At 71.1% G+C, this 26038-nt stretch carries 23 protein-coding genes and 1 pseudogene; 14 read left to right on the top strand and 10 right to left on the bottom strand.

The genetic code is table 11. The features are described 5' to 3' along the window. Window positions 1-15: 15 nt before the first annotated feature. From IW249_RS29915 to IW249_RS29905, 3 genes are all read right to left on the bottom strand, one after another. Entirely contained in the window at window positions 16-858 is an 843-nt protein-coding gene (locus IW249_RS29915) for a hypothetical protein (protein WP_196923842.1), read from the bottom strand. 14 nt (window positions 859-872) lie between these two features. After that, window positions 873-1364, bottom strand: a complete 492-nt coding sequence (locus IW249_RS29910) for a sigma-70 family RNA polymerase sigma factor (protein ID WP_307788752.1) — start codon at window positions 1362-1364, stop codon at window positions 873-875. A 132-nt stretch (window positions 1365-1496) separates the two neighbouring features. Further along, the gene (locus IW249_RS29905) at window positions 1497-2486 is read right to left on the bottom strand and encodes a BtrH N-terminal domain-containing protein (RefSeq protein WP_196923841.1); all 990 of its coding nucleotides are present in this window, start codon (window positions 2484-2486) and stop codon (window positions 1497-1499) included. Window positions 2487-2584: 98 nt separating this feature from the next. On the opposite strand from IW249_RS29905, the gene IW249_RS29900 reads away from it, so the two are divergent. Further along, on the top strand, window positions 2585-3247 hold the full coding sequence (locus tag IW249_RS29900; RefSeq protein WP_196923840.1) for a tetratricopeptide repeat protein: 663 nt from the start codon (window positions 2585-2587) through the stop codon (window positions 3245-3247). Between the two features lie 58 nt (window positions 3248-3305). On the opposite strand, the gene IW249_RS29895 is transcribed toward IW249_RS29900, so the two are convergent. The 3 genes from IW249_RS29895 to IW249_RS29885 form a co-directional block, all read right to left on the bottom strand. Beyond that, window positions 3306-4520, bottom strand: a complete 1215-nt coding sequence (locus tag IW249_RS29895) for an RNA polymerase sigma factor (protein WP_196923839.1) — start codon at window positions 4518-4520, stop codon at window positions 3306-3308. Beyond that, window positions 4520-4906: a YciI family protein gene (locus IW249_RS29890; protein WP_196923838.1), complete on the bottom strand. Its 387-nt coding sequence runs from the start codon at window positions 4904-4906 to the stop codon at window positions 4520-4522. Before IW249_RS29890 ends, IW249_RS29895 begins: the two co-directional genes overlap by 1 nt. A 111-nt stretch (window positions 4907-5017) precedes the next feature. After that, a complete protein-coding gene (locus IW249_RS29885) occupies window positions 5018-5611 on the bottom strand; it encodes a hypothetical protein (RefSeq protein WP_196923837.1) in 594 nt (197 codons plus the stop codon). Between the two features lie 387 nt (window positions 5612-5998). On the opposite strand from IW249_RS29885, the gene IW249_RS29880 reads away from it, so the two are divergent. The 8 genes and pseudogenes from IW249_RS29880 to IW249_RS29845 all read left to right on the top strand — a co-directional run bounded on the left by IW249_RS29880 (window position 5999) and on the right by IW249_RS29845 (window position 14176). Further along, window positions 5999-7201, top strand: a complete 1203-nt coding sequence (locus tag IW249_RS29880) for a cellulose-binding domain-containing protein (protein ID WP_196923836.1) — start codon at window positions 5999-6001, stop codon at window positions 7199-7201. Between the two features lie 213 nt (window positions 7202-7414). Further along, window positions 7415-8419, top strand: coding sequence for an ABC transporter substrate-binding protein (locus tag IW249_RS29875; protein WP_196923835.1), 1005 nt, complete (start codon window positions 7415-7417; stop codon window positions 8417-8419). Then, window positions 8416-9204 (top strand): class I SAM-dependent methyltransferase, encoded by a 789-nt coding sequence (locus IW249_RS29870; RefSeq protein WP_196923834.1) that lies wholly within the window; start codon window positions 8416-8418, stop codon window positions 9202-9204. Before IW249_RS29875 ends, IW249_RS29870 begins: the two co-directional genes overlap by 4 nt. Before the next feature lie 95 nt (window positions 9205-9299). After that, window positions 9300-10289, top strand: a complete 990-nt coding sequence (locus tag IW249_RS29865) for a FecCD family ABC transporter permease (RefSeq protein ID WP_231392703.1) — start codon at window positions 9300-9302, stop codon at window positions 10287-10289. Then, the gene (locus IW249_RS29860) at window positions 10286-11140 is read left to right on the top strand and encodes an ABC transporter ATP-binding protein (RefSeq protein ID WP_307788751.1); all 855 of its coding nucleotides are present in this window, start codon (window positions 10286-10288) and stop codon (window positions 11138-11140) included. The genes IW249_RS29865 and IW249_RS29860 overlap by 4 nt, the downstream gene beginning before the upstream one ends. A gap of 169 nt (window positions 11141-11309) precedes the next feature. Continuing rightward, window positions 11310-11573, top strand: a pseudogene (locus IW249_RS29855) (GNAT family N-acetyltransferase); the annotation flags it as partial. A gap of 184 nt (window positions 11574-11757) precedes the next feature. Further along, window positions 11758-11904 (top strand): hypothetical protein, encoded by a 147-nt coding sequence (locus IW249_RS29850; protein ID WP_167337290.1) that lies wholly within the window; start codon window positions 11758-11760, stop codon window positions 11902-11904. 238 nt (window positions 11905-12142) lie between these two features. Then, window positions 12143-14176 (top strand): hypothetical protein, encoded by a 2034-nt coding sequence (locus IW249_RS29845; protein ID WP_196923832.1) that lies wholly within the window; start codon window positions 12143-12145, stop codon window positions 14174-14176. 70 nt (window positions 14177-14246) lie between these two features. On the opposite strand, the gene IW249_RS29840 is transcribed toward IW249_RS29845, so the two are convergent. Next, window positions 14247-14663, bottom strand: coding sequence for a hypothetical protein (locus IW249_RS29840; protein ID WP_196923831.1), 417 nt, complete (start codon window positions 14661-14663; stop codon window positions 14247-14249). 137 nt (window positions 14664-14800) lie between these two features. Here IW249_RS29840 and IW249_RS29835 point away from each other — a divergent pair, with 137 nt between their 5' ends. From IW249_RS29835 to IW249_RS29820, 4 genes are all read left to right on the top strand, one after another. After that, on the top strand, window positions 14801-15829 hold the full coding sequence (locus IW249_RS29835; protein WP_196923830.1) for an NBR1-Ig-like domain-containing protein: 1029 nt from the start codon (window positions 14801-14803) through the stop codon (window positions 15827-15829). A 185-nt stretch (window positions 15830-16014) separates the two neighbouring features. Further along, on the top strand, window positions 16015-16878 hold the full coding sequence (locus tag IW249_RS29830) for a peptidoglycan-binding domain-containing protein (RefSeq protein WP_196923829.1): 864 nt from the start codon (window positions 16015-16017) through the stop codon (window positions 16876-16878). Between the two features lie 33 nt (window positions 16879-16911). Further along, window positions 16912-17796, top strand: a complete 885-nt coding sequence (locus IW249_RS29825) for a peptidase inhibitor family I36 protein (protein WP_112678391.1) — start codon at window positions 16912-16914, stop codon at window positions 17794-17796. A 6-nt stretch (window positions 17797-17802) separates the two neighbouring features. After that, window positions 17803-18726 (top strand): peptidase inhibitor family I36 protein, encoded by a 924-nt coding sequence (locus tag IW249_RS29820; protein WP_196923828.1) that lies wholly within the window; start codon window positions 17803-17805, stop codon window positions 18724-18726. Between the two features lie 69 nt (window positions 18727-18795). Here the strand turns inward: IW249_RS29820 and IW249_RS29815 are convergent, their stop codons facing one another. The 3 genes from IW249_RS29815 to IW249_RS29805 are packed head-to-tail and all read right to left on the bottom strand — an operon-like array spanning window position 18796 to window position 24438. Then, complete coding sequence (locus IW249_RS29815) at window positions 18796-21663, bottom strand: FAD-binding and (Fe-S)-binding domain-containing protein (RefSeq protein WP_196923827.1); 2868 nt, start codon at window positions 21661-21663, stop codon at window positions 18796-18798. Window positions 21664-21688: 25 nt separating this feature from the next. Beyond that, window positions 21689-22861, bottom strand: coding sequence for an anhydro-N-acetylmuramic acid kinase (locus IW249_RS29810; protein ID WP_196923826.1), 1173 nt, complete (start codon window positions 22859-22861; stop codon window positions 21689-21691). Window positions 22862-22872: 11 nt separating this feature from the next. Further along, window positions 22873-24438, bottom strand: a complete 1566-nt coding sequence (locus IW249_RS29805; RefSeq protein WP_196923825.1) for a sodium:solute symporter — start codon at window positions 24436-24438, stop codon at window positions 22873-22875. A 260-nt stretch (window positions 24439-24698) separates the two neighbouring features. Between IW249_RS29805 and murQ the strand changes: the two genes are divergently transcribed. Then, a complete protein-coding gene (gene murQ, locus IW249_RS29800) occupies window positions 24699-25592 on the top strand; it encodes an N-acetylmuramic acid 6-phosphate etherase (RefSeq protein ID WP_196923824.1) in 894 nt (297 codons plus the stop codon). Window positions 25593-26038 lie beyond the last annotated feature (446 nt).

The raw sequence follows: 26038 nt of genomic DNA, 5'->3' as shown, positions 1-26038 counted from the left end.
TGATTATCCCGACCCTCAGGCCCTGATCCGCTCGGCGACCCGTACCGCGACGGCCCTGAGCTGCTCGGCGGAGAGCGGTGGCTCCGGCTGCGCGGCGACTGCCCGCTCGTCGACCCCCACCATGTTGCTGACACTCGCGCTGAGCGCCCGGTTGCCCGGCAGTTGGATCGAGACGATGTGCTGCAGGCTCGCGGTCCGCTTCCCGGTCAGCGTCTCGGTCTTCATCCGGAGGCCGCCGGGGGTCGTCCCGGCCACGCAGACGCGGTGGTAGCGGTTGTCTCCCGCGCCCTCCGGCAGCTCGCACGGCCAGTGGAATCCGGCGGGCCCGTCGGGCGCCGAAGGATCGACGGGCTGGCCGGTCGGTCCCGGTTCGAGGACGTCGGGGTAGATCGACACTCCCAGCGGACCCTTCCGGCCCCGATACGACAGGCCGGATCCGCCGTCGACCATGTCGTCCCGGCCGTTGTGGGTGAACACGGGCGGCCGCCCGTCCGGCTGGCGTGCCTCGCCCACGTGGTTGGGGATCCAGAACCACGTCGACCCGGGCGCCACCGCACTCAGCGCGGCATCGAACTCCGCGCCGAGGCGCTTCGCGCTGGCCTCGGCGCTCTCGTCGGTGTCGAAGACCAGGCGGAAGCCGGTGCCCACGGCGGTGGGGGAGGGCGCGGCCAGCGACCGAGCCGGCTCCTGATCGTGTACGGCGATGCCGACGCCGACCGCCAGCGCCAGGACAGCGGCCAGCGGACCGCCGGCCAGCCGGGCACGGCTCGCGCGCCGCTCGCGCCGGACGATGCCCTCCACGTCCACCTGGGGAGGCGGAGGCGTCCCGATCAACTCATCGAACAACTGGTGACCCATCTGCTGCCTCTTCCTCAGGAGTGGCCGGTGACGACGGCGCGCAGGTTCGCCAGCCCGCGGGCCGACTGACTCTTGACGGTGCCGGTGGAGATGCCGAGGATCTGCGCGGTTTCCTCCACCGAGCAGTCCAGGTAAAAGCGGAGCACGAGCACTGCCCGCTGCTTCGGGCCGAGGGAACGCAGCAGCGCGGCGAGTCCTTCGCGGTCGGTGACCGTCTCCGGGGCCGCCGCGGCCACGTCCGGCAGCGTCGCGCTCGCCTGTTCCCGCCGCTTCCAGGGCCGGCGCCGCTCATCGAGCCAGGCGCGGGTCAGGACCCGCTGGGCGTACGCGTCCCGGTTGTCCGCCCGACCCGCCGTGCGCCAGTTCCGGTAGAGCTTCGCCACGGTCACCGACACGACGTCGTCGGCGGTGTGCCAGTCCTGGCAGAGCAGGAACGCGCTGCGTCGCCAGCGATCCATCCGGCGCGCGACGAAGTCGTGGAAGTCGGTCTCGTCGGCCCGCCTCACCGGGTTCTGTCCTCTCCGGCGACCATCACGGGTCTGTTCTCTGCGCTGACTCTCACGGCCGTACGACGCGGCCCTCCCGCCCGGGGGTTGCACGCCGGTCGGCTGTCATTGCCGCGGAGGATCTGGAGGCGGTCAGTCGGTGCGGATGCCGGACAGGATCTGCATCGCCTGGCGTTCCCGGTCGGCGAGTTCGCTGAGGATCGCCGAGGCGTGGGTGAGATGGTCCGGGTCGCAGGTCTGTCCGGCTAGCGCGATGTGGTGGGAGACCTCGGTCCACATCGGGGCGATCTCGGCGTACATCTGGTGAGCCAGGCGGAGGTCGCCGTTGTCGACGATCGTGGCGCACTCGGCGAGGAAGTCGCGGTACATGGCGCGGAACAGGGCGCCGCCGGTTCCGCCGTGTTCCATCAGCGTCGCGGCGAGCGGCAGGTCGCGTGACGGGTCGCGGGAGCGGTCCAGCCACCGGGTGACCTGCCGGGCCGCCTTGGCGATGCCCCGGTGGCCGAGGTTGGCGATGGGTGGGTTGAGAAAGGTGTCGGCGTTGCTGCGGATGCTGGCCCGGATGGCGGTGCCCAGGTCCGGCTGGCCGGTCGGGCTGGCGACGGTGTAGGAGAGGTGGCGGGCGGTCATCGGACCGCGTTCGTTGCGGGCCTGCGCCAGGCTCGTCAGTGTGGTCGTCACCGCGCCGCCCTGCTGAGCCGTGTCGATCAGGCAGGCGTGGGTGTCGTCGTAGCCGTACATGGCCACGAAGTGGCCCCCGAAGTGGACCTTCGTGGTGAAGTAGTCCAGGTGGTAGGAGTCCAGTTGCAGGCCGACCGGGCGTCCGGCGGCGAGGGAGGCGGCGACGTTCCGCCACGCCTTGGCGGGTGATGCGGTCTCCTGGATCTGCAATGTCAGGCCCAGCCGGTCGGCCACGGACCGGGTGATCGTGGTCGGCTTGGTACGGCCACCGAGGAACGGAAAGTCCATGCTCCTGGCATCCCAGTAGACGAAGCCCAGACCTTCGCCGAGGCCGAACAGCATGGGCTCGGACAGGTCCAGGCCCTCGTGGCGCAAAAGGGCACCGAGGGTGGTGGTCTCACAGTGCTGACCGGCGGGGAACGCGACATTCTCGATGATCATCCGGCTTCCTGATCTGGGTGTTCGGGCGGGCCGGCCAGACGGTCTGCCGACTAGACTGCCGGGCCTAGCAGGTAGTGGCGATGCCAGCGGGGGCGACGATGAGCACCGACGATCGGATCGTACGGGCCCGAGAAATCTATGAACGGGCGGTGTTCGGCGGCGACACCAGCGGGCTGATCGACGCCGAGCAGGGCCTGCACGCCGTCGAGGCTGATGCGGCGTTGGCGCGGGGGATGATTCTGCACGCCCGGTTTCAGGGCGCCCCCGCCGACGGTGACTCGTCGCCTACCGAGGATCCCTCCGAACTGCTTCTGTTCGAGCGCGCGCTCGAGCTGTACCGGGCACTGGGGGACCCGCGCGGCGAAGCCGAGGCGTTGTTCTGGATCGGTTGTCTGCACCAGTTCATCCGGCGTGACGACGAGACCGCGGTTCCGTACCTGGAGCGGTCCTGCCGACTGGCGGCGGAGACCGGCGACACGTCGACCCGGTCCGAGGCGCTACGCCACCTGGGCATCGCTGCGCACGCGGCTGGCCGGCTGGACGAGGCGCGCGAGCGGTTGGAGGAGTCGACCCGGCTGCGCCGGGAGGTCGGGGCGCTGCCGGGAGTGGCCTCTAACATGATCGGGCTGGCCTACATCGCCGCCGCCCAGGACCGTCGAGCGGACGCGCTCGCCACCCTCGACGAGGCGGACACCATCGCGCACACACATGGTGCGCACGCCATCAAACGGCACATCGAGCAGGCGAGAACGCAGATCTGAGCCTGCGGCCACGGGCAGGCGAGCGGCGATCAGGTGCCGGCCGGGGGTTGTGGAGGAGTCAGCTCAGCGTGGCCGCCTTGCGCAGCAGCACCGAGCGTTCGCGCTGGTTGGCGCAGAGGCGGGCGGCCAGCTCCAGCTCGGCGCGGGCTTCCGGAAGCCGGCCGAGGCGGGTCAGCAGCTCACCGCGTACGGTCGGCACGAGGTGTGAACCGGGGAGCCGGTTGGAGGCGATCAACTCGTCCACGATGGCCAGAGCCGGCGCCGGTCCGGAGGCCATGGCGACGGCGACGGCCCGGTTGAGGTCGACCACCGGCGAGGGTGCGACCCGGCCGAGCGCCCCGTAGAGCCGGGCGATCCGGGCCCAGTCGGTCTCCTCGACCGAGGGCGCCGACGCGTGGGTGGCCGCGATCGCGGCCTGTAGGCCATAGGGGCCGAGGCACTGCCGCGACGCCCTGGCCAGCGCGGCCAGCCCACGGCGGATCGCCGGGACGTCCCACAACCGGCGGTCCTGGTCCTCGAGGAGGATCGGGGCGCCGTCCGGATCGGTGCGGGCCGGGAAGCGCGCGGCCGTCAGCTCGCACAGGGCGAGCAGACCGTGCACCTCCGGCTCGTCCGGCTGGAGCGCGGCAAGCGTGCGGGCCAGCCGGATCGCCTCGTACGCCACGTCCGGGCGCAGCAGCCGGTCGCCCGACGTGGCCGTCGAGCCCTCCGTGAAGATCACGTAGAGGACGCTGAGCACACCGCCCAGCCGCTCCCGGCGCTCGCCGGCCGGTGGCAGCTCAAAGGGCACTCCGGCCGCCGCGATCGTCTTCTTGCCCCGGGTGATGCGGGCCTGCACGGTCGGCACGGGCACCAGGAACGCGCGGGCGATCTCCTCGCTGGACAGGCCGCCGACCACCCGCAGGGTCAGCGCCACCCGTGCCTCACGGGAGAGCACCGGATGGCAGCTGACGAACATCAACGCCAGCACGTCGTCGTCGATCCGGTCACTGTCGATCTCCTGGTCGGGTGCGGGATCGGCCGCCAACAGGGCGTACCGCTCCTGGAGGGCGACCCGGCGGCGGATCGCGTCGATCGCCCGCCGCCGGGCCGTGGCCATCAGCCACCCGGCCGGGTTGGCCGGAGAGGCACGCGGCCAGGACACCAGCGCCTCGGCCACCGCCTCCTGGGCGGCGTCCTCGGCCAGCCCGAAGTCACCTGTGAACCGGGTCAGCGCGGCGACGATCCGCGCCGACTCGATCCGCCAGACGGCCTCGACGTCCGCCGTACCCATCAGATCTGGCCGCTGCTCTCGCCGCCCTGCGGGACCTCGTCGGCCTCGGCCACCCGCCGGACCTCGATCTTGGACCCGCGGACCGCCGGGACCCGCCTGGCCCACTCGACCGCCTCCTGCTTCGTGGCGACATCGAGCAGGAAGTAGCCCCCGAACAACTCCCTGGTCTCGCCGTACGGGCCGTCGGTGACCACCGGTGCCTCGCCGCCGAAGTCGACCACGACGCCCTGACGCGGATCGTCCAGCCCTTCGGCCGCGACGAGAACGTCCGCCTTCATCATGTCCTCGATGAACTGGCGGGTGGTGGCCATCATTTCGTCGAGGTTGGCCATCATGGCCGCGTTCGTCTCATCGGTGCCCCGCATGATCAACATGTACTTCGACATCGCGTTCTCCTCATCCGACGGGGCCGCCTCCCGGCCCCAGCATCCCCACGTCGAACGAGCGGCCGACGGATCGACACGGCCCGGAACAATTTTCCCTGTCACGGGGCAGGGTCACTCGCTCTCCGGCGGCGCCGTCAGTTCGGCGTGCCGCACTGTGAAGTTGCCGCGCGTCACAGTGGCGAATGCGGCCGGCGCGAGGCACGTACCGATTCGGGCCGGGCCCCATTGGCCCGCCTCGTCCTGGTCGAAGCTGGCTGACCAGGTGAAGCCGACCCGGTCGCCGTGGCGCCCGCCGTCCTGCACGCTGAAACCGACACGCTTGCCGACGAAGTCACTTGCCCCCTGGTCGGCGCGGGTGACGATGCCGGTCAGAGTCGCATGGCCAGGGCTGGTGATCATGCAGTCCACCGACGCCTCCCACCGTACGGTGATGTCGGTTGCGGACAGCCAGTGTGAGACGCGCACTGTGCCCGCCGCGTCCGCGGGGCTGCCGTGCCCCCCTCTCGGAATCGGGAGCGGGCGGCTGTACGGCGCCGACCGGGCGTCGAAGGTGAACGACTGCACGTCATCGTCCTGCCCGTACGGTAGGGCGAACTCCGCCGATCCGGTCACCCGCGCCGGTCGGTGCTCTGCCGCCCCGGCCGGCGTCGCCGCTGCAACGAGCATGGCCGCTGCGGCCACGCCCCACCCGAGTGTTCTGCGCATTGTCGTCCTCCCCATCCGGCCGCTGCACCGCGGCCCTGCGATGCCTCCAGAGTCGGCGAGGTGGGAGTAGGAGTGATCCCCTCCGAGAGGGGAGTGGCTCCCTCGCACCTGGGACGCCGGGCCTCGATCGCCGGGAAGCACACCCGGCCGGCGACTATTGATTCAATAGGCAATCGTCAATAGATTGAGGGTGGGCGCCGCCGGGGTCCGGGCAACCGGGCCGTCGGCGACTGACAGGTCCACCCCGAGCCGGGCACTTCGGTCGTACGCACGACCGGTCGCTGTGGCGCACCGCCGCGCCGCATCCAGGGCACGTTGTCATGCCGCGTCCGTCCAGGACGCGCCGCCGTGCCGCCTCCGCTCAGCTCGATGGCAGAAGGACCCTTCATGACGATCTTCCGTGCCCGCCCCGCCGCGACCCTGGTGGTCGCCGCCGCGCTGGCCGCCGCCGCGACCACCACCGGAGCGGCACTGCTCACCGGCCCGGCCGCAGCCGCCCAGGGCTGCCGGGTCGACTACACGCCCAACCAGTGGCCCGGCGGATTCACCGCCACCGTCAAGGTCTCCCCGGGGGACGCGGCCGTCTCCAGTTGGACCGTCACCTGGACGTACGCCGGGGACGAGCGGGTCACCAGCGGCTGGAACGCCACGGTCAGCCAGTCCGGATCGACGGTGACCGCCCGCAACGCGTCGTACAACGGCAGCATCCCGGCCGGCGGCTCCACCGAGTTCGGGTTGCAGGGCACGTACGGCTCCAGTGGCGGCGTGCCGACCGGGTTCAGCCTGAACGGCGTGCCGTGCAACGGCGCCACCCCGCCGCCGACGACGCCTCCGCCCACCACCCCTCCGCCCACGACCCCGCCGCCGCCGACCACGCCGCCGCCGACCACCGAGCCGCCGGTCGGGTGTGCCGGCGCGGTGCTCTGCGACGGCTTCGAGGGCCAGACCGGTTCGACGCCGTCCGGTGACTGGACAGTGGTGAGCCCGGACTGCTCCGGCGCCGGTACCGCCACCATCGACACGGCGACCACGCACAGCGGCAGCCGGTCGGTTCGGATCAACGGTGCCGCCGGATACTGCAACCACGTCTTCATCAAGGCCACGAAGAACCTCAGCAGCGTGGGCAGCGTCCGATACGGCCGGGTCTGGGTCCGGCACACCACCGCCCAACCCACCGAGCACACCACGATGATGGCGATGGCCGACGCTGCCGACGGCAACAAGGACCTGCGGTTGGGTGGCCAGAACGGCGCGTTGCAGTGGAACCGCGCTTCCGACGACGCGACCCTGCCCGAGCAGAGCCCGGCCGGGGTCGCGCAGAGCCTGCCGCTACCCACCAACCGGTGGACGTGCGTCGAGTTCATGGTGGACGGCGCGGCCGGTCAGCTGCGTACCTGGGTGGACGGGACCGCAATCCCCGGGCTGACCGCGGACGGCGCACCGACGCACGACATCGACGGCCAGTGGTACAACCGCGCCTGGCGGCCGCAGCTCACCGACCTGAAGCTGGGCTGGGAGAGCTATGGCGGCGGAGCCGACACCCTCTGGTACGACGACGTCGCGCTGGGGTCCAGCCGGATCGGCTGCTGACCCGTCGAGGTCGTGGTTGGGGGCCGTCAGCGGTGCCCCGCCGTGGGGATGAATGCGTCGAGGGTGTGACCCAGGTTCCGGGTCACACCCTCGACTGCGCCGGCGTCGGTCTGAGCGGGCGCCGGCCGGAACGCGGGCCGGCGTCCGCCGTCGGCTGATGCACCGCACCCCCGCCTGCCAGGCCGCGCAGGCGCTGTTGATATGTTCCCGCCCATGAAAACCGTTTTCATTAAGGCGGGCCTGTGCCTAGTGCTGGCCGTGGCTGGCTGCTCCGACCGGGGAGCCTCCGCACCGCCCGCGCAGGACCACCTGGCCACCCCCATCCACCTGACCAACTGCGGACTGCCGGTCAGCGTCTCCGCGCCACCCCAGCGAGCGATCGCACTGGAACAGAACGCCACCGAGATCATGCTCAGCCTCGGTCTCGCCGATCGGATGGTCGGCACCAGCTACCAGACCGACCCGGTGCTGCCCGAGCTGCGCCCGGCGTACGAGGAGGTGCCGGTGCTGGCCAAGCTCTACCCCTCACGAGAGGCGGTCCGGGCGGCGACCCCGGACTTCGTCTACTCGACCTACACCTCCGCGTACGCCCCGGACGCCGCTGGCTTGCGCGCTGACCTGGCCACGCTCGGCGTGCCGGCGTACCTCTCCGAGTTCGCCTGCGAGAAGCCGGCGGACGCGACCCAGACGGTCACCTTTGACGGGATCTTCGACGAGATCCGCGACATCGCCAGCGTCTTCGGCGTCCCGGAGCGGGCCGACAAGCTGATCCACGACCAGCAGAGTCGGTTGGACGCCGCCCGAGGTACGGCGCCAACGGCCGCGCCGAGCGCCGGCCCGTCACTCCTCTGGTACTACTCCGGAACGAGCACCCCGTACGTGGCCGGGCACGGCGGGGTACCGGACGCGATCAGCTCGCTGCTGGGCGCCCGCAATACGTTCACCGATGCCAGCCAGAAGTGGCCGGCCGGCAACTGGGAGGAGATCGCCAAACGCAACCCGGAGGTGATCGTGTTGGCCGATCTGACCCGGGGCGGCGACGGCGACAGCGCCCAATCGAAGATCGACTTCCTGCGCCGCAACCCGGTGACGTCGAAGCTGGACGCGGTGGTCGCCGGACGGTTCGTCACAGTGCCCGGCTCGTCGATGGACCCGTCGATCCGCAGCGTCCAGGCGGCGGAACTGGTCGGCGCCCACCTGCACGGGACCGCCCGATGACCCCGCCGGCCGGCGCCGAGGGCGCCGCACTGGACCAGTCGGCCGCCCGCCGCCTGCTCGAACTCTGGAACGACCAGCAGTCCGCCTACGTGGCCCATCGCGACCCGCGGTTCGACGCGATGGCCGACGTGCTGCGGCTGCACTGCCCGAACGACCTCACGATCCTCGATCTGGCCTGCGGTCCCGGCGCGATCAGCGACCGGATGCTGGCGCAGTTCCCCCGCGCCACCGCCGTCGCGGTCGACTACGACCCGATCCTGCTGGAAATCGCGCGGCGTGCCCTGGACCGGTACACCGCACGGGTCGAGGTCCACGACGTCGACCTGGTGGCCGACGGCTGGGAGGAGGCGCTGACCGGACGGCGGGTCGACGCCGTGCTCACCTCGACGGCACTGCACTGGCTCGCGCCGGAGGAACTGCTGCGGGTCTACACCACCGCGGCGCGGCTGCTGCCCCCCGGTGGTGTGCTGCTCAACGCCGACCACCTCCGCTACGACGAATCGGCGTCCACCCTGCGCGACATCGCCGGTCGGCACGACGCGCAGGTGCAGGACGAGACATTCGCCGCCGGGGCGCTCACCTACTCCGCCTGGTACGCCGAGGCGACCCGACACCCGGAACTGGCCGGCCTGGCTGCGCAGCGGGAACGGCGGTTCGCCGACCGACCGCCGCAGGCCCCAGCCTCACTGGCGTTCCACCTGGCTGCCCTTCGCACGGCCGGGTTCGCCGAGGTCGGCACCGTCTGGCAGTACCTGGACGACTACGTGGTGTTCGCCCGCCGATGAACCCGCGAGTCGCACGGTCCCCAGTCTCGGCGAGCGGCCGGCGGGACTCGCCACCCCCTACCGGCATCTCGAGAAACGGCCGGTACGTCCTTCCGATGGCCACGCTCCTGCTGCTGGTCACCATCGCGGCGGCGGTCAGCGTGGGTTCGGCCGATCTGCCGGTCGGCAGCGTTCTGCGCGCGGTGGCCAGCCATGTGGGCCTTCCGGTCCAGCCCCTGCCGGCGTTGCCGGACAGCATCGTGTGGGATCTCCGGTTGCCCCGGGTGCTGTTGGCCGCGTTGGTTGGTGCCGGTCTGGCGGTGTGCGGGGCGGTGCTCCAGGCGCTCACACGTAACCCGCTGGCCGACCCGTTCCTGCTCGGTGTCTCGTCCGGCGCCTCCACCGGAGCGGTGGCGGTGCTGGTACTCGGCATTCGGATCGGCGCCGGCCCGGTCGACCTGACCACCGGCGCGTTCGTCGGCAGCATGGCCGCGTTCGGCGCGGTGCTGCTGCTGGCCGGCCGGAGGGCCGGCGAGCCGACCCGAATCGTTCTCGCCGGGGTGGCCGTCTCGCAGCTCTTCAGCGCGGTGACCAGCCTGATCGTGATCTCCGACGCGCACACCCAGGACACCCGTAGTGTGACGTTCTGGCTGCTCGGTTCGCTGACGGCGGCCTCCTGGCCGTCGGTGGCGCTGAGCGCCGTGGTCGTCGGCGTCGGCGTGCTGGTCTGCTGGGCCAGTGCGACGGCGCTGGACGCGTTCGCGTTCGGCACCGATACCGCCCGCTCGCTCGGCTTCTCTCCCGGGCGCACCCGGCTGCTGCTGTTCACCGTCACCGCTCTGGTGGCAGCCGCGCTGGTCGCGGCGAGCGGCGCCATCGGTTTCGTCGGGTTGACCGTGCCACACGCCGTACGGTTCCTGTTCGGCTCCCGGCACCGCACGTTGCTGCCCGCCTGCGCGGTGATCGGCGCGATCTTCCTGATCTGGGCGGACACCGTGGCGCGGACCGTCTTCTCGCCACAGGAGCTACCGGTGGGCGTGCTCACCGCGCTGCTCGGGGTGCCGGTGTTCGCGCTGGTCATGCGACGCCGGACGGGTACGCCGTGATCGCGCCGGGCACCGCCGACCGGGGAGTGGGCGGCAGTGGTCGGGCGACCGGCGGTGACCCGTACCCGGCGGGAGCGTCGCCGGCGCGGCTGCACGCGGACCGGATCGGGTGGGGCGTGGCCGGCGTACGGATCCTGGCCGGGGTGGCGCTCACCGCCGAACCGGGCGCCACGGTCGGGCTGCTCGGGCCGAACGGCTCCGGCAAGTCGAGCCTGCTGCGGCTACTGGCCGGGCTGGCGCGGCCGGAGTCCGGGCGGGTGCTGCTCGACGACGTCGCGGTGGACGGGGTACCCCGGCGTGCGCTGGCGCGGCGGATCGCGGTGGTCACCCAACAGGTCGCCACCGACCTGGAGATGTCCGCACTGGAGGTGGTTCTGCTGGGCCGGACGCCGTACCGGCCACGCCTCGCCGGGGTCGGCGCCGCGGATCTGGAGCTGGCGCGGCGCGCGCTCGCCGAGGCCGGCCTGGCCGGCTTCGAGCAGCGCCGCTGGTCCAGCCTCTCCGGTGGTGAGCGGCAGCGGGTAGACCTGGCCCGCGCGCTGGTGCAGGAACCGGATCTGCTGCTGCTCGACGAGCCGACCAACCATCTGGACATCCGGCATCAGCTGGAGTTGCTGCGGTTCCTCGCCGAGTCGGCCAGCACCGTCGTGGTGACCCTGCACGATCTCAATCTGGCCGCGCAGTACTGCGACCGGCTGGTGCTTCTGTACGGCGGGCGGGTGGTCGCGGCGGGTACGCCCGTCGAGGTTCTCACCACCAGCCGGATCGAGCAGGTCTACCAGGTGCGTACGGACGTCGACATCGCCGCTGACGGCCGGCCCCGGATCTGGTACCGCAGCCACGCGCCGTAGGCGCCGACGGAGCTGACGAAGCGCGGGCCGAGACACCGCGACACTCAGTCGCGTACTCCAGGCGGGAGGATGTCTAGCACTGTTTGGTCCGCGCGGTGGCAAGGGGCGGGAAGCGTATTGCCGCGTCCACCCTCGGCGGCGTGCGGTCGGGGACCGAAGAGAGGCGACAATGAACCGCACGTTGACCGACATCCTGGACGCGGCGGCGGATGGGCACTTCCCGCCACCGGACGGCGGGACCACAGTGGTGCCGCAGCCAAGCCGCCGCGACGCCGGAGTCATCGCCTTCACCGGACACTCGGTGGTGTTCACCGACGAGGACCCCCAGTGGGTACGTCATACGCTGGCCGCCCTCGACTGCGACTCCCTGGCGGCTACGATGAATCCGCGTTTCCTGGGTGCGTTGCTCGACCGCACCCGGGGCTCAATGGACAGGCAGCGGGCTTTCGACCGGTGGGCGCCGAAGCGCTTCTACTCCAGACGTAGGCGCCGCACCGGGCGAGCCGCACGTACCACGTGGGCCGAACTGTGATCAGCAGGAGGTTTCCGAGATCACGCCCGGGGGCATCCCGGCGGATGAAGTCAGCCGCTCGTTACCCCTGATCGAGGAGAGCACCATGTCGGTCCAGGCATTTCTCTACGTTGTCGCCGTAATCCTCATCGTGCTCGCTGCTCTGCCGCTGCCCACGAGGGGTGTCTCGCTCGCGCTTCTGGGTGCCGCCTGCGCCCTGCTCGCCTACGCCTGGCCGGTGATCACCGACTGACCTTTCCGTGAGTCGTCGTTGGTGCGGTCGGTGGCAGGCAGCCAGAGCGTGATCTGGCTGCCGGCCACCGACCGCGATTCTGTTGTCTCATGGGACTGCTGCATCGCCGGCGGCGTACTGCTGCGGCGCTGCCCACGAGCGGTTGCGGGCGGACACATCGACGCTTGCTGAGTTTCTTTCACAAGCGTAGGAAGGACACCACCCGTCGATCCGCCGTCCAGCGTCGAAGGAGATGCGTGTGACCACCTCCAGAGGGCTCCGTCTCACCGTGTCCGTGCTGGTGACAGCGGGCGCCGTCCTGCTCGGCACGGCGGCCCCCGCCGCGCCGCCAAGGACTCCCGCGCCGGCCGGGCACCCGTCCTGCGACCCGATCGACCCGACCGCCTGCCTGCTGCCGTTCCCGAACGACTACTTCACGGTGCCGGACCGGAGCAGCCCCACCGGCAAGCGGGTGCGCTTCGCCGCCGCCGCGATGCCCGCGAACGTGCAGGGAACCCCGATCGACCCGACGGAGTGGAACCGGCAGGACGGGTTCAGTCCGGGCTCGCCGATCCTGGTGCGGGTACCCGGCCTCGACGCCGCGGCGAGCGGGATCGCGCCGGTCACCGACATCGGACGCTCGCTGGCACCGAACGCGCCGATCGTTCTGCTCAACACCCGGACCGGGGAGCGCACGCCGTACTGGGCCGAGTTGGACGCGCACGCCGTCGGTCAGCCCGACCGGCAGTTGTTGATCATCCGACCGGCGGTGGCGCTGGCCGAGGGCACCCGCTACGTCGTCGGGCTGCGCGGCCTGCGCGACGGCGACGGCGCGTCGATCCGGGCGCCGAAGGCGTTCACGTCGTACGTGACCGGTGCCGGCGTCCACCAGCGGGACGCCCGGGCGCCGCAGGTGAGGCGGATCCTCACCGAGCTGACCCGGGTCGGCGTCCAGCGGCACAGCCTCTACCTGGCCTGGGACTTCACAGTGGCCAGCCGGCACGGGCTGACCGGTCGGATGTTGGCGGTCCGGGACGACGCGTTCGCCGACCTGGGCCGGGCCGCGCCGCCGGTCACCGTCACCCAGGTGACCGACCATTCGCCGGAGCAGGATCCGCTGATCGCCCGGCAGGTGACCGGCACAATCGGCGTACCGTCCTATCTGACCGGCGACGGCGGGCCCGGCTCCCGGCTGCACTACGGGCCGGCCGGTGGCGCTGGGACGCCGCCCACGCCGAACGCCCTGCCAACGCCGTCCGGCGCGACGGTGGCGGCGGACTTCGTTTGCAACATCCCGCGCAGCGCCTCGGCCGCGCGGCCGGCACACCTCTCACTCTACGGCCACGGCCTGCTCGGCCGACCGACCGAGATCAACGCCGGCAACGTCAAGACGATGTCGAACACCCACAACTTCACGTTCTGCGCGACCAGCTGGATCGGCATGGCCGCCGCCGACGTTCCGTATGTCGCCGGCGCCTTCACCGACCTCAGTGTCTTCCCCGCAGTAGCGGACCGGTTGCAGCAGAGCTTCCTGAACTTCCTCTTCCTGGGGCGCGCGATGATCCACCCGGCTGGCTTCGCCGCCCACCCGGCATTCCGGGACGCCACCGCCCGGCCGCTGATCGACCGCCGTGGCGGACTGCACTACGACGGCAACAGCCAGGGTGGCATCAACGGAGGCGCGCTCACCGCCATCGCCCAGGACTGGACCCGGTCGGTGCTCGGCGTGCCGGCGATGAACTACTCCACGCTGCTGCAACGCAGCGTGGACTTCGCACCGTTCCAAGCCGTGCTGGACAGCTACTACCCGGACAAGGTCGACCAACAGTTGATCCTCGCGCTGCTGCAGATGTTGTGGGATCGGTCCGAGGCCAACGGGTACGCCCAGCACATGACCGACCGGCCACTACCGCGCACCCCGGCGCACCAGGTGCTGATGCACGTGGCCTTCGGCGACCAGCAGGTCTCGCCCGCCGCGGCGGAGGCGCAGGCGCGCACCATCGGCGCGCGCCTGCACACTCCCGCGCTCGCCGACGGCTGGTCACTGGACGTGCGGCCGTACTGGGGCATCACGCCGATCCGCCGCTACCCGTACATCGGCTCGGCGATCGTGATCTGGAACAGCGGCGCGGCCCACGCGCCACCGCCGACCAACCTCGCCCCGGCCGGGCCGGAGTTCGGCGACGATCCGCACGAGTTCCCCCGCGCCCAGGCCGGGGCCCAGAAACAGAAGGCCGTCTTCCTGCTCACCGGCAAGGTCGTCGACGTCTGCGGGCGGACACCCTGCCCCTGACGCGAGACTCGGAACGAAGCGGGGCGCTGGCACAGCCAGCGCCCCGCCGGGCAACGTCGCGGTCGTCAGGTCAGCAGCGCACCTCGGTCTCCTTCTGCGCCACGTCGGAGATGCCGCCGAGGGCCCGGGTGCACACCGACAGCGTGTTGGCGCCCGAGGACCAGACGTCCGGGCCGCTGGAACACTGCAGGTCGCGCAGCGTGCTTCCGGTGACGATGGAGGTGCAGACCTGGTATGAGCCGTGGCTGGCCCGGTACTGCTGCCACACGTACGTGTAGGCGTAGTTCTTGCCGCAGCCCTTGTACTGCTTGACCGATGCCGCGGTCTGACCGCCGACGGTGACGTACGCCGTCGCGCCGATCTGCACCGAGTCGGCGCAGCGCGGGTTGGTCTCGGCGTGCGCAGTGCCGGCGAACGCCAGCGTCGCGGGCACCGCCAGACCGGCGGCCGCGAGGATGCGTACGCCACGGCGGGAAAGGCTCTTCATCGGTGACCTCCTTCAATGCACCGGGACCGTCGAGCCCGGTGTCGTCGATGCACCACATTGATGGTGGCCTTGGCCCGTTCGGTACCCTCTGACACGCTCTGACAACGCCTGACGACGTCGTCTGACATGGGGGAGTGATGAAGGACCAGCGTGCCGCCGCCCAGTCGATTCAGGACAGACAGGCCGCCGAGAGGTTCGCCGAACAGCTACGGGCCCTGCGGACCGCCGCGGGTGAGCCGTCGTTCCGCAAGATGGCTGGGCGGTCGGGCCGGATCTCGCACACCACGCTGCACGAGGCCGCCGCCGGGACCAGGTTCCCCTCCTGGGAGACCGTGCGGGAGTTCGTCCGAGCCTGCGAGGCGGACGAGGTCCAGTGGCGGCACCGGTGGGAGGACGCGCAGCGCCCCGGGACGGCCGACGACATCGCGGATGGCGAAGAGGCGCCGGTCAGCACCGAACCCCCGAGCGGCGCGGACACCCCGATCAGCACGGTTGAACGGAAGCCCGACACCCGAGCCGACGCCACGGAGGCCCACGGGCCGGTGGTGTCCAGCGTCCCCGCGACGTCGCCGACTGAGCAGGGCGCGCTTCGGGTCACCGACTACCCGCCGACCGACGAGGAGGTCGTGGGTGCGCGCCGGCACCGGCTGCCGTGGCTCGCCGCTGCCGCAGTGGTCCTGGTGGTGGCGATGGTCGCCGTCCTGGGCGTCGTCGTCCGTGGCCGGTCGTCCCGGGACGACTCCGGGGCGGCGGCGGCGTCGTCCGCACCGTCGGTGTCGCCGTCGGCCTCAGCATTCTCGGACTCGCTGATCCCCGGCGACTCAAGCAAGTTCATCTCCGACGTCACCATCCCCGACGGCACGCGGGTGCGGGTGAACTCCCAGTTCGTCAAGGTGTGGGCCCTCAAGAACGTGGGGAAGGTCGCCTGGCACAACCGTTTCCTCGCCCGCACCAACCCCACCGCCGACGCCGACGGTTGCCGGGTGCCTGACCGGGTGGCGATCGGTGACACCCCGCCCGACGAGCAGGTGATGATCAGCGTCGAGGTCACCGCGCCGAGCCGCCCCGGGAAGTGCTGGGTCAGCTGGAAGATGGTCGACGAGAACGGGCAGGAGTACTTTCCCACCCGCCGGCCGGTGTACTTCATGGTCACCGTCACCGCCTGAGCGCGCCTCCCGGCCGCCCGGACCGGTGTCAGGGGGCTAACGCTGGAAGCTGACAACACCACATCCACCGAGGTCAGTGACGGCCTGACGGATCTGACAAGACAGCAGGGGTACCGAACAGCAGGCCGATTCTCGCAAGGTGATGTCCGTTCCGAACGACACACCAAATGCGAGGAGGATCGACAGTGCGCCGTCCCTGGTTATCCGTCGGGCTCGCCGCGCTCTGCGTGGCTGTCGGGGTTCCGGCCCAGGCGTGGGCCGCGACATCCGGCGCCACAGCGCACCGAACCGTCACCACTACCGCGCGGCCGGTCGTGGACATGGAGGCCACCGTCCTGGCCGCCCAGATCGACCCGCGACGCGCCGACAACACACTGACCCCGGGCGCGAAGAACTCCGTGCTCGCCGTCGAGCAGGCGCTGCAGGCGCAGGGCCTGCTGAACGCGCAGTGGGTCGACGGCTACTTCGGCACCGTGACGGTCTCGGCGTACGCGGCGTACCAACGCTCACTCGGCTTCAGCGGGCTGGCCGCGAACGGGCTGCCCGGCACGACGTCGCTGACGAAGCTCGGGCAGAACCGTTACACCGTCGGCAACCCGATCGGACCGGGCGCGAAGGTGCAGCGTGACGGGTACGTCGTCAACGCCCGTACGCAGGCGATGTTGGCCGAGGCGCAGCGTCTGCTCGGCTACCCCCTGGTGCTCGACCAGGGCTCGTACAACCCCGGGGGCGACCCCACCTCGGCCGGTACGCACGACGGCGGGGGTGTGGTGGACATCGCGGTCACCGGCATGACCGCCGCCAGGCGCACCGCCGTCGCCCGGGCCCTGCGCCAGGTCGGCTTCGCCGCCTGGGTCCGCAACCCGAACCAGGGCGACTGGCCGTGGCACATCCACGCCACGGCGATCAACGACACGGACCTGTCCAGCCAGGCGCAACACCAGGTCGGCGACTACTACCTCGGCATGAACGGCCTGGCCAACCAGGGACCGGACGACGGCCCCCGAATCCCGATCAAGACCTGGGAGCAGTACCAACGCGGGCAGTGACCCGCACCCCTTCACCGTTTCTGAAAGGACACCATGAACATCCGTAAGAGCCTCGCCGCCGTCGGCGTCGCGCTGGCCGCGACCACCTCGATCCTCAGCGTCGCATCGCCCGCGTCGGCGGCGGCCCGAGATGGGGTCTGCGACAGCGGCGAATTCTGCTACTACTACAACAGCGACAACGCGGGATCGATCTCGGACTTCACCGGTTCGCTCGACGACTACGGCACCGAGCAGCCCTCGTGCTACGACTTCAAGGGCGCTGGCGCTGGCAAGGGCCTGTGCATCAAGAACGAGGCCGCCTCGGTCTGGAACCGCAGCACCAAGACCGTACGCGTCTACTACAACAGCGGTTACGCCGGTTCTTACCAGGACTTCGCGGCCGGTGCGAAGGGCAACCTCAACGCCACGCTGAAGAACAACAATGCCTCGCACCAGTTCTCGCCGTCGACCCGCACGAACCTGTCGTACGCCCTGTACCAGGCCAGCGGCGGCACTGTCACGTGCGCCTTCGACGGTTACACCACCACGCCCGGCCGGCACGAGGGCATCGACATCGCCCGCAGCGTCGGCTCGGACGTGCGCGCCCTGGTCTCCGGAACGGTCATCTACGTCGCGCGGGGCGCCACCGGCAGCGGCGGCCTGTCCACGATCTCCGTCTACAACTCCTCACTCAACAAGTCGGTGATCTACCTGCACACCGCGCCGAGGTCCGGGGTGAGCGTGGGCGACGCCATCAGCAAGGGCGAGATCATCGGCGATGAGTCGTGGCACGGGGTGTCCTCCAGCTCGGGCGCGCACACCCACGTCGAGGTCCGGGCCGGCCGGCAGACCCACGCGGCCGTCAGCGTCGGCGACCCCACCCTGGACAACGCCGACCCGACGGCGTTCTGGAACTCCCAGGGCTACAACGAGAAGTAGGACACCGTGAATATCCGCAAGGGCCTCGCCATCGTCGGCGCCGTCCTCGCCATGTCCACTTCCATCCTGAGTGTTGCGTCGCCCGCAGCGGCGGCCGCACGGGACGGAACCTGCGACAGCGGCGAGTTCTGCTACTACTACAACAGCAACCAGGCCGGCTCGGTCTCCGACTTCACCGACTCACTTGACGACTACGGTACGACCCAACCGACCTGCTACGACTTCAAGGGCGCGGGCAGCGGCAAGGGCCTGTGCGTCAAGAACAACGCCGCGTCGGTCTGGAACCGCACCAGCAAGACCGTGCGGGTCTACTTCAACAGCAACTTCGCCGGTGCGAGCCAGGACTTCACCGCCGGGGCGAAGGGCAACCTCAACGCCACGCTGAAGAACAACAACGCCTCGCACGAGTTGGTGAGCGGGCCGACGGGTTGTACCACCGACGGCACCAACAGCAAGCTGCCGAGCACCATCCTCGTCTACCGGGTCAGTCTCGGGCGTGTCGACCGGGTCGACTTCAAGACGTACGTCAAGAACGTCCTCCCGAACGAGTGGGTGACGAGCTGGCCGGCCGCCTCGCTGGATGCCGGCGCGATGGCCGTCAAGAGTTACGGCTGGTACTGGGCGTTGCACTCGACCCGGAAGACGTCCGGCGGGCAGTGTTACGACGTTCGGGACGACACCGGCGACCAGGTCTACCGGCCGTCGTCGGCAGTCTCGTCCACGTCCGCCGCGGTGGACCGGACATGGTCGGCCCGGATGACCCGGAGCGGCAACATCCTGCGGGCGCACTACTGCGCGACGACTACCGCGTGCGGTGGCTGGGTGGACGGGGACTGGCTGTCGCAGTACGGCTCGCGTGACCTCGCGAACGAGGGCAAGAACTATCAGGCGATCCTGCGCTACTACTACCGCGACATCGCGCTCTCCTGAGGTAACGCACCAACCGCGCCGCCCGCCGCAGATCCGCGGCGGGCGGCGCGCTCGTGAGTACGGCACTGGCTACGCGGGCGGCTCGATCGCCTCGACGAGCACCTCGAGCACATGCCGGTACGGCTGGCCAGTGGCCCGGCTCATGCCCATCTCGCAGGTGCGGTTGCAGGAGGCGTATGCGTCGTGGTCACGCTGATTGATCTCGGCGGCCTGCGCCGCGGTGGCGCCGGCCGTGACCTCGGGGTGCAGTAGCCCCCGGTCACCGGCGAAGGCGCAGCACCCCCAGCTGTCCGGCACGGTGACGGTGTCGGCGACCGCCCCGGCCACCGCGCGCAGGTCGTCGATGCCGCCCAGGTGCACTGTGGAGCAGGTGGGGTGCAGGGCCAGTGAGCCCAGTCGCCGGGGCTGCGGCAGCGCCGGCAGGAGGTGCTCGGCGGTGAAGGTCACGCTGTCGACGAAGCGCAGCGCGCCGTACCGGGCCTGGTCCTCCTCGGCCAGCGCGGCGGTCAGCTGCGTCAGCCCGTGCGTGCAGGACGACGCGTCGCACACGACGGGCAGGCGACCCTCGTCGCTGGCCACCCAGAGCGCGGTCAGGGTCCGCTCGGCCATCTCGCGGTGGCCGGCGGGGTAGCCCTTGGACTGCCACGGGGTTCCGCAGCACAGACCGGCCGTGCCGGTCGGTACGACGAGCGGCACCCCCGCGAGTTCGCAGAGGCGAAGGAACGCTGCCGCCGAACCGCCGGACGAGCCGTCCTCCGGTGCGAAGAGGCTGCCGACGCAGGCCGCGAAGAACACCGCCTGGGCGTCCGGCGCGCTGCGCGGGGTGGGGCGGGGCGCGCCGGCGCGCGGCATGTCGTCGCTCCACGCCGGCACGAGTTCGGTGGCGCCGAGCCCACGGATCATCCCGGTGGCGGCGCGGGTCACCGGCGTCGGTACGGCGTGCGCGGCGGTCAGTCCCACCCGGACGCCGGTCACGGCGGCCTGCCAGTGCCGGGCGGCAGTGCGGGCGGTGCGCTGGGCGCGAGGGCTGTGCCGCTCGGCGCGCAGCCGTTTCATCGCCGCCCCGGTGTCGATGCCGACCGGGCAGGCGGTGACGCAGAGGCTGTCCGCGGCGCAACTGTCCACCGCGGCGTACTCGTAGTCGGCGGTCAGCTCCCGGCGGCGCTCCTCGTCGCCGGCGGCGGTGGCGAGGGCGATCTGCCGTTGCAGGACGATGCGCTGCCGGGGCGTGGTGGTGACGTCGGCGGTGGGGCAGACCGGCTCGCAGTAGCCGCACTCGACGCAGGCGTCCAGCTCGGGGTCGACAGTCGGGACGGCCTTGAGCTGCCGCAGGTGCACGGTCGGGTCGTCGTTGAGCAGCACACCGGGGTTGAGCAGTCCGCTCGGGTCGCACAACCGCTTGAGGTCGCGCATCACGTCGTACAGCTCGTCGCCGTACTGCCGGCGGACGAAGGGCGCCATGGCGCGGCCGGTGCCGTGCTCCGCCTTGAGTGTTCCCCCCTCGGCGAGCACCAGGTCGACCATGTCGTCGGTGAACCGGGCGTAGCGGGCGATCTCGGCCGGGGTGTCGAAGGACTGGGTCAGCATGAAGTGCAGGTTGCCGTCGCGGGCGTGTCCGAAGATCACCGCGTCCGGGTAGCCGTGCCTGTCGAACAGGCGGATCAACCCGTCGCAGGTGCCGGTCAGGCGTGGCATCGGGACCGCGACGTCCTCCAGCAGGGCCGTGGTGCCGGGCGGGCGGGCCCCGGCGACGGCCGTGTAGAGGCCCTTGCGCAGGTGCCAGAGGTTGGCCCGTTCGCGTGGGTCGCGGGTCAGCTCGGTGCCGGTGACGGCCGGCAGCCGGTCGAGCACGGGCCGGGCGTCGGCCAGCGTCGCGGCCAACTCCTCCGCGCTGTCCTCGGCGAACTCCACAAGCAGCGCGGCGTGGCCGGTGACCGTCAACCCGCGCAGGGCCGGGCTGGCGCCCGGGTCGCGCTGGCTGACCCGCAGCGCGGCCGCGTCGAGCAGCTCGGCGGTACGGGCGCCGGCGGCGAGCAGGGCCGGCAGCGCGTCGGTGGCGTCGGTGAGACCGGGCAGGATCAGCAGGCCGGTGGCGGCGTGGTCGTGGATCTCGACGGTACGGAAGACGGCCTCGGCCACGAAGCCGAGCGTGCCCTCGCTGCCGATCATCAGGTGGGCGAGCATCTCGACCGGGCTGGTGTGGTCGAGCAGCGAGTTCAGCCCGTACCCCATGGTGTTCTTCATCGCGAACAGCCGCTCGATGGTGGCGCGCGACCCCGGCGCCGATCGCACCCGGTCGCGCAGTCGCAGCAGCCCGGCGTGCAGCTCGGGCTCGTCGACCCGTAGCCGGTCGTCGGCGTCGCGGGCGCCGGAGTCGACGACGGTGCCGGACGGGAGCACGAAGCGCAGCGACTCCATGGTGCGGTACGCGTTGTCGGTGGTGCCGCAGGTCATCCCGCTGGAATTGTTGGCCACCATGCCGCCGACCGTGCACGCGGCCTCGCTGGCCGGGTCCGGGCCGAGCCGGCGCCGGTAGCGGGCCAGCCGGGCGTTGGCCTGCCGGATCGTCAGGCCCGGCTGGAGGCGGATGCGGCGGCCGTCGTCGAGGACCTCGGCGTGCCGCCAGTCGGTGCGGACGTCGACAAGCACGCCCGCGCCACCGGCCTGCCCGGCGAGGCTGGTGCCGCCGCCGCGCAGGGTCAGCGGCACGCCGGCCTCCCGGGCGCCGGCCATCAGCGCCCACACCTCGGCGGCCGAGGCGGCGCGAACCACTGCCTGCGGCTCGAACAGGTACGGCGAGGCGTCGTGTGCCGCCGCGAGCCTCCGGGGCAGCTCGGCGCTGGCCCGGCTCGGATCATCCAGGCGCGAGCGCAGCAACTCGGCGACCGCGCGGGCGCGAGCGCCGGCCGCGGTTGGTGTGGGTACCACGGTGCTCATGGGCGATCCTCCCTGGAAGGGACGGTCAGTCGGCGACGATCAGCAACCGGTCGGGAGCGGTTCCGACCGGGGCCGGCAGCCGCAGCGGCTGCCGGCCGGGGGTGATGCTGCCGAGCACGGAGGCGTGCCGCGCGCCGGTGCCCGACGGCAGTGTGCCCGGCAGCCCGTGCACGGTCAGGTAGCCCAGCAGCGCGAAGGCCAGCGCCTCCTTGGCGTCCGACGCGATGCCCAGGTCGTCACTGGAGGACAGCTCGACGCCGGGCAGCTCGTCGGCGATCATGCGCATCAGCGTCGGATTGTGTGCGCCGCCGCCGGAGACGACGAGCCGGGTGACGCCGTGGTCGCGGCAGGCGTCGGCCACCGTGACCGCCGTCAGCCGGGTGAGCGTGGCCAACACGTCCTGCGGGTCCGGCGTGGGCGCGTCGGCGAGGGCGGCGAGCAGGTAGGGCCTGTGGAACAGCTCCTTCCCGGTGCTCTTCGGGCTGGACAGCCGGTAGTACGGCTCGTCGAGCAGCCGGCGCAGCAGGTCCGGGTTCACCTGCCCGGCAGCGGCCCCGCGCCCGTCCCGGTCGTACTCCTCGGTGCCCCCGCTGAAGTGGCGGGCGGCGGCGTCGAGGAGCGCGTTCGCCGGCCCGGTGTCGAAGGCGAGCGGGTCCGCGTCCGGCGCGACGACGGTGATGTTGGCGATGCCGCCCAGGTTCAGCGCGGCCGGGACGCCGGGCAGGCCACCCAGCAGCAGTGCGTCGAAGAGGGCGACCAGGGGAGCGCCCTGTCCGCCGGCGGCCACGTCGCGGCTGCGCAGGTCGGCCACGACCGGAAGACCGGTGGCCTCCGCGATCCAGGCCGGCTGGCCCAGCTGGAGAGTGCCCCGAACCGTGCCGCCCTCGACCCAGTGGTGCATGGTCTGCCCGTGCGAGACGACCAGGTCGGCAGTGCCGTCGCACAGGTGGGCGAGGGCCCGCACGCCGGCCTCGGCGAAAGCCTGGCCGATGCCGGTGTCCAGCACGCAGATCGCCTCGGTGGTGGTCGCCGCGGGCGGCAGGGCCGCGGCGATCTGCGTGCGCAACTCGTCGGAGTACGGGTGGCTGAGCCGGCCGAGTGGTCGCATCCGCAGGGTGTCCCCGCTCAGCTCGAACTCGGCCGCGGCGGCTTCGATTCCGTCGTAGGACGTTCCGGACATCAGGCCGATCACGCGCATCACGTCCTCCTTCACGCCCGGCCGACGGGCGTCGCCGCCGCGTCGTCGTCGACCTCGTCCTTACGCCCATGGTCGTACGGCGTCTCCGGGGCCCTGTGGAACCAGCTGGACACCGCGCCGACGACCAGGGTGATCAGGACGCCGATCGGGACCAGCCACTGGGCGGCGATGGCGGTGGCCGTGGTGGTACCCGCCGTCGTCACATCGATCTTGACATAGCGGACGATGTAGGTCATCACCGCCACTGTGACGAGGAAGGCGATCACCGCGTCGACCTGGTTGGCCCGCTTGACGAGGCGGCCGAGCAGGAAGGCCCCGAGCAGCGCCCCGTAGGTGTAGCCGGCGATGGTCAAACCGGTCAGGTAGACGTTTCCGGTGCTGGAGCTGAACGCACAGGCGAAGACCGCCATCAGCACCGCCCAGACCAGGGTCATCACCCGGGCGAGTCGGAGCATCGCGTCGTCGGAGGGGACCTTGCGGAAGAAGCTGTGGATGAAGTCGGCGACGGTGGAGTTCGACATCGAGTTCAACGCCGAGGACAGCGAACCCATCGCGGCGCCGAGGATGCCGGCCACCAGCAGACCCGAGATGCCCACCGGCAGGGCGTGCAGGATGAAGCTCGGGTACAGGTTGTCGCTGCTCGCCAGGCCGAGTTCCTTGAAGGTCTGACCCTTGTTGTACGACCACAGCAGCGCCCCCACCAGGGAGAACGCGGCGAACTGGATCACCACGAAGATGCCCGAGGAGATCATCGCCTTCTGCCCCTCCCGCAGTGTGCGGGTGGACAGGATGCGCTGGACGATCAGCTGGTCCGACCCGTGGCTGGCCATCGCGAAGATCGCGCCACCGATGATCGCGGTCGGCAGGGCGAACGGGCTGGTGAGCACGTGCGCGAGGGTGAAGTTGGTGTCGAAGAGCTGGAACTTGCCGGCGTCCAGCGCCTGTGAGTAGCCGTCGAAGCCGACGGCGTGGCTGAGCACCGCGATGGCCAGGATCGCCCCGCCCAGGTACAGACCCATCTGGATGGCGTCGGTCCAGATGACCGCCTTGATGCCACCGAGGTAGGTGTAGATCACCGTGATGAGCGTGAGAACGATGATGATGGCCTGATAACCGACATTGAGCCCGAACTCGTCGAGAAGGAGCTTGATGGGGATGGCCGAGGCGAACAGCCGTACGCCCTCGGCGAGGAGCCGGGTGAAGACGAACGTCACGGAGGCCAGGCCCTGGAGCTTCAGGCCGAACCGCTCACCGAGGTACTGGTAGGCGCTGACGAACCCACCCCGCTTGTAGAGCGGGATGAGCACCGCTGCCACGACGACCCGACCGATGACGTAGCCCAGGGCCAGCTCGACGTTGCCGAAGCCCTGACCGCTGTAGGCGCCGCCGGGAACACTGATCACGGTCAGGACGCTGGTCTCGGTGGCGACCACGGAGAACGAGACGGTCCACCAGGGCAGTCGACCCTCGCCCACGAAGTAGTCCTTGGCGGACTTCTGTTTACCGGACAGGCGAAGTCCGACGAAGGCGATCACCACGAGGTACAGCACGATCACGACGAGGTCGAGTTGACGCACGGCTCGCTCCCAACCAGCGGTTGTCAATAAGTGACGCTGACCCACCCTAACGCGAAACTTTTTGCCACCGCCCGTCCGGGCTGGTTACGCTGTGGTTTCAGCCTGCTGATACGGGGACTGTTCGCGGCTGCGCCCTCAGCCTGGCCGCGGCGGCAGGTCGCGAAGACGCGCTCGACGGCGAGCCGTCGCCGCCGCCGGGCGACCGGAAACCTCTCCCCGCCGGCTGGCGACTGCACACCAGCGAGAGGAACGAGCACCCCGTGGACCTCAGCACCCTCGGCACCGAGACCCGCAACGACAAGACCAGCGACCTCGACCGGATGTCTCCCACCGAGTTGCTTCTCGCGATGAACGACGAGGACCGGACCGTCGCCGACGCCGTCCGCCGGGCCGTGCCGGACATCGCCGCCGCCGTCGACGTCATCGTGGCGTCGCTCCGTCAGGGCGGACGGCTGATCTACCTCGGCGCCGGCACCAGCGGCCGGATCGGCATGCTCGACGCCGCCGAGATCCCACCCACCTTCGGTACGACGCCCGAGCGGGTCGTCGGTCTGCTCGCCGGCGGGGCACGAGCCTTCGGCGTCGCCGTCGAGGGTGCGGAGGACGACCCGACCCGCGCCGTCGCCGACCTCGACGCGGTCGGCCTGACCGCCCGCGACACGGTGGTCGGGCTCGCCGCCAGCGGCCGTACCCCGTACGTGGTCGGTGGGTTGGACCATGCCCGTGCGATTGGCGCGGCGACCGTCTCCGTGGCCTGCAACACCGAGGCGGTGACCAGCCGGCACGCCGACGTCGCCATCGAGGTGCCCACCGGTCCCGAGGTGCTCACCGGCTCCACCCGGCTCAAGGCCGGCACCGCCGAGAAGCTGGTCTGCAACATGCTCTCGACCGCCACGATGGCCCGGCTCGGCAAGGTCTACGGAAATTTGATGGTGGACATGAACGCCACCAACGAGAAGCTCGTCGACCGGGCGCGGCGGATCGTCGCCGAGGCCGCCGACACCGACCTCGACACGGCGGCGCGGGCGCTCGCGGCGGCGCACGGGCACGCCAAGACGGCGATCGTGCTGCTGCTGGCGAACTGCACCGCCGAGGAGGCCTCAGCCCGGCTGCGCGCCGCCGACGACGACGTCCGGGCGGCCGTCGCGGCCTGACCCAGGGGGTTCGCGGTGGGGTCGTGACCGGGCAAGGGTGAGCGGTAGCTCGTTGCCCGGGTTCGGGTCAGTCCTTCAGGTCGAACGCGAAGGTGCCCGCCTCGATGCGGTCGATGAGCTGACTGACATCGTCGGCCTGCCGGATGGCGGTGTCCCACCCGTCGCTGGCGATGTCGACAAGCAGCACCGGGGCGGGGTCACTGCGCAGATCGAGGACGAGCTGTTCCCTGGAACCGTCACCGCCGATGATCGCGATACCGGGGTGCGTGACGGTGGCCTGGTCCCACGCCTCGTGCACCTCGAGCGTCTCGCGTGGCGAATTGAGCCACACGTAGGCCTCGGTGGTCATCCAACCTCGCCGGAACCACGACTCGCCCTGGAGGTAGGTGCGCCACGCCTCGGGCAGCGCCCGACCCAGGGCCTCCTCCGCGTCGGTGAACTCCTCG

It is taken from the genome of Micromonospora vinacea (genome assembly GCF_015751785.1).
In the GTDB taxonomy this organism is placed as follows: Bacteria; Actinomycetota; Actinomycetes; order Mycobacteriales; family Micromonosporaceae; genus Micromonospora; species Micromonospora vinacea.
The sequence above is the reverse complement of the archived record's forward strand: the minus strand, read 5'-3'. Positions and strand labels throughout refer to the sequence as shown.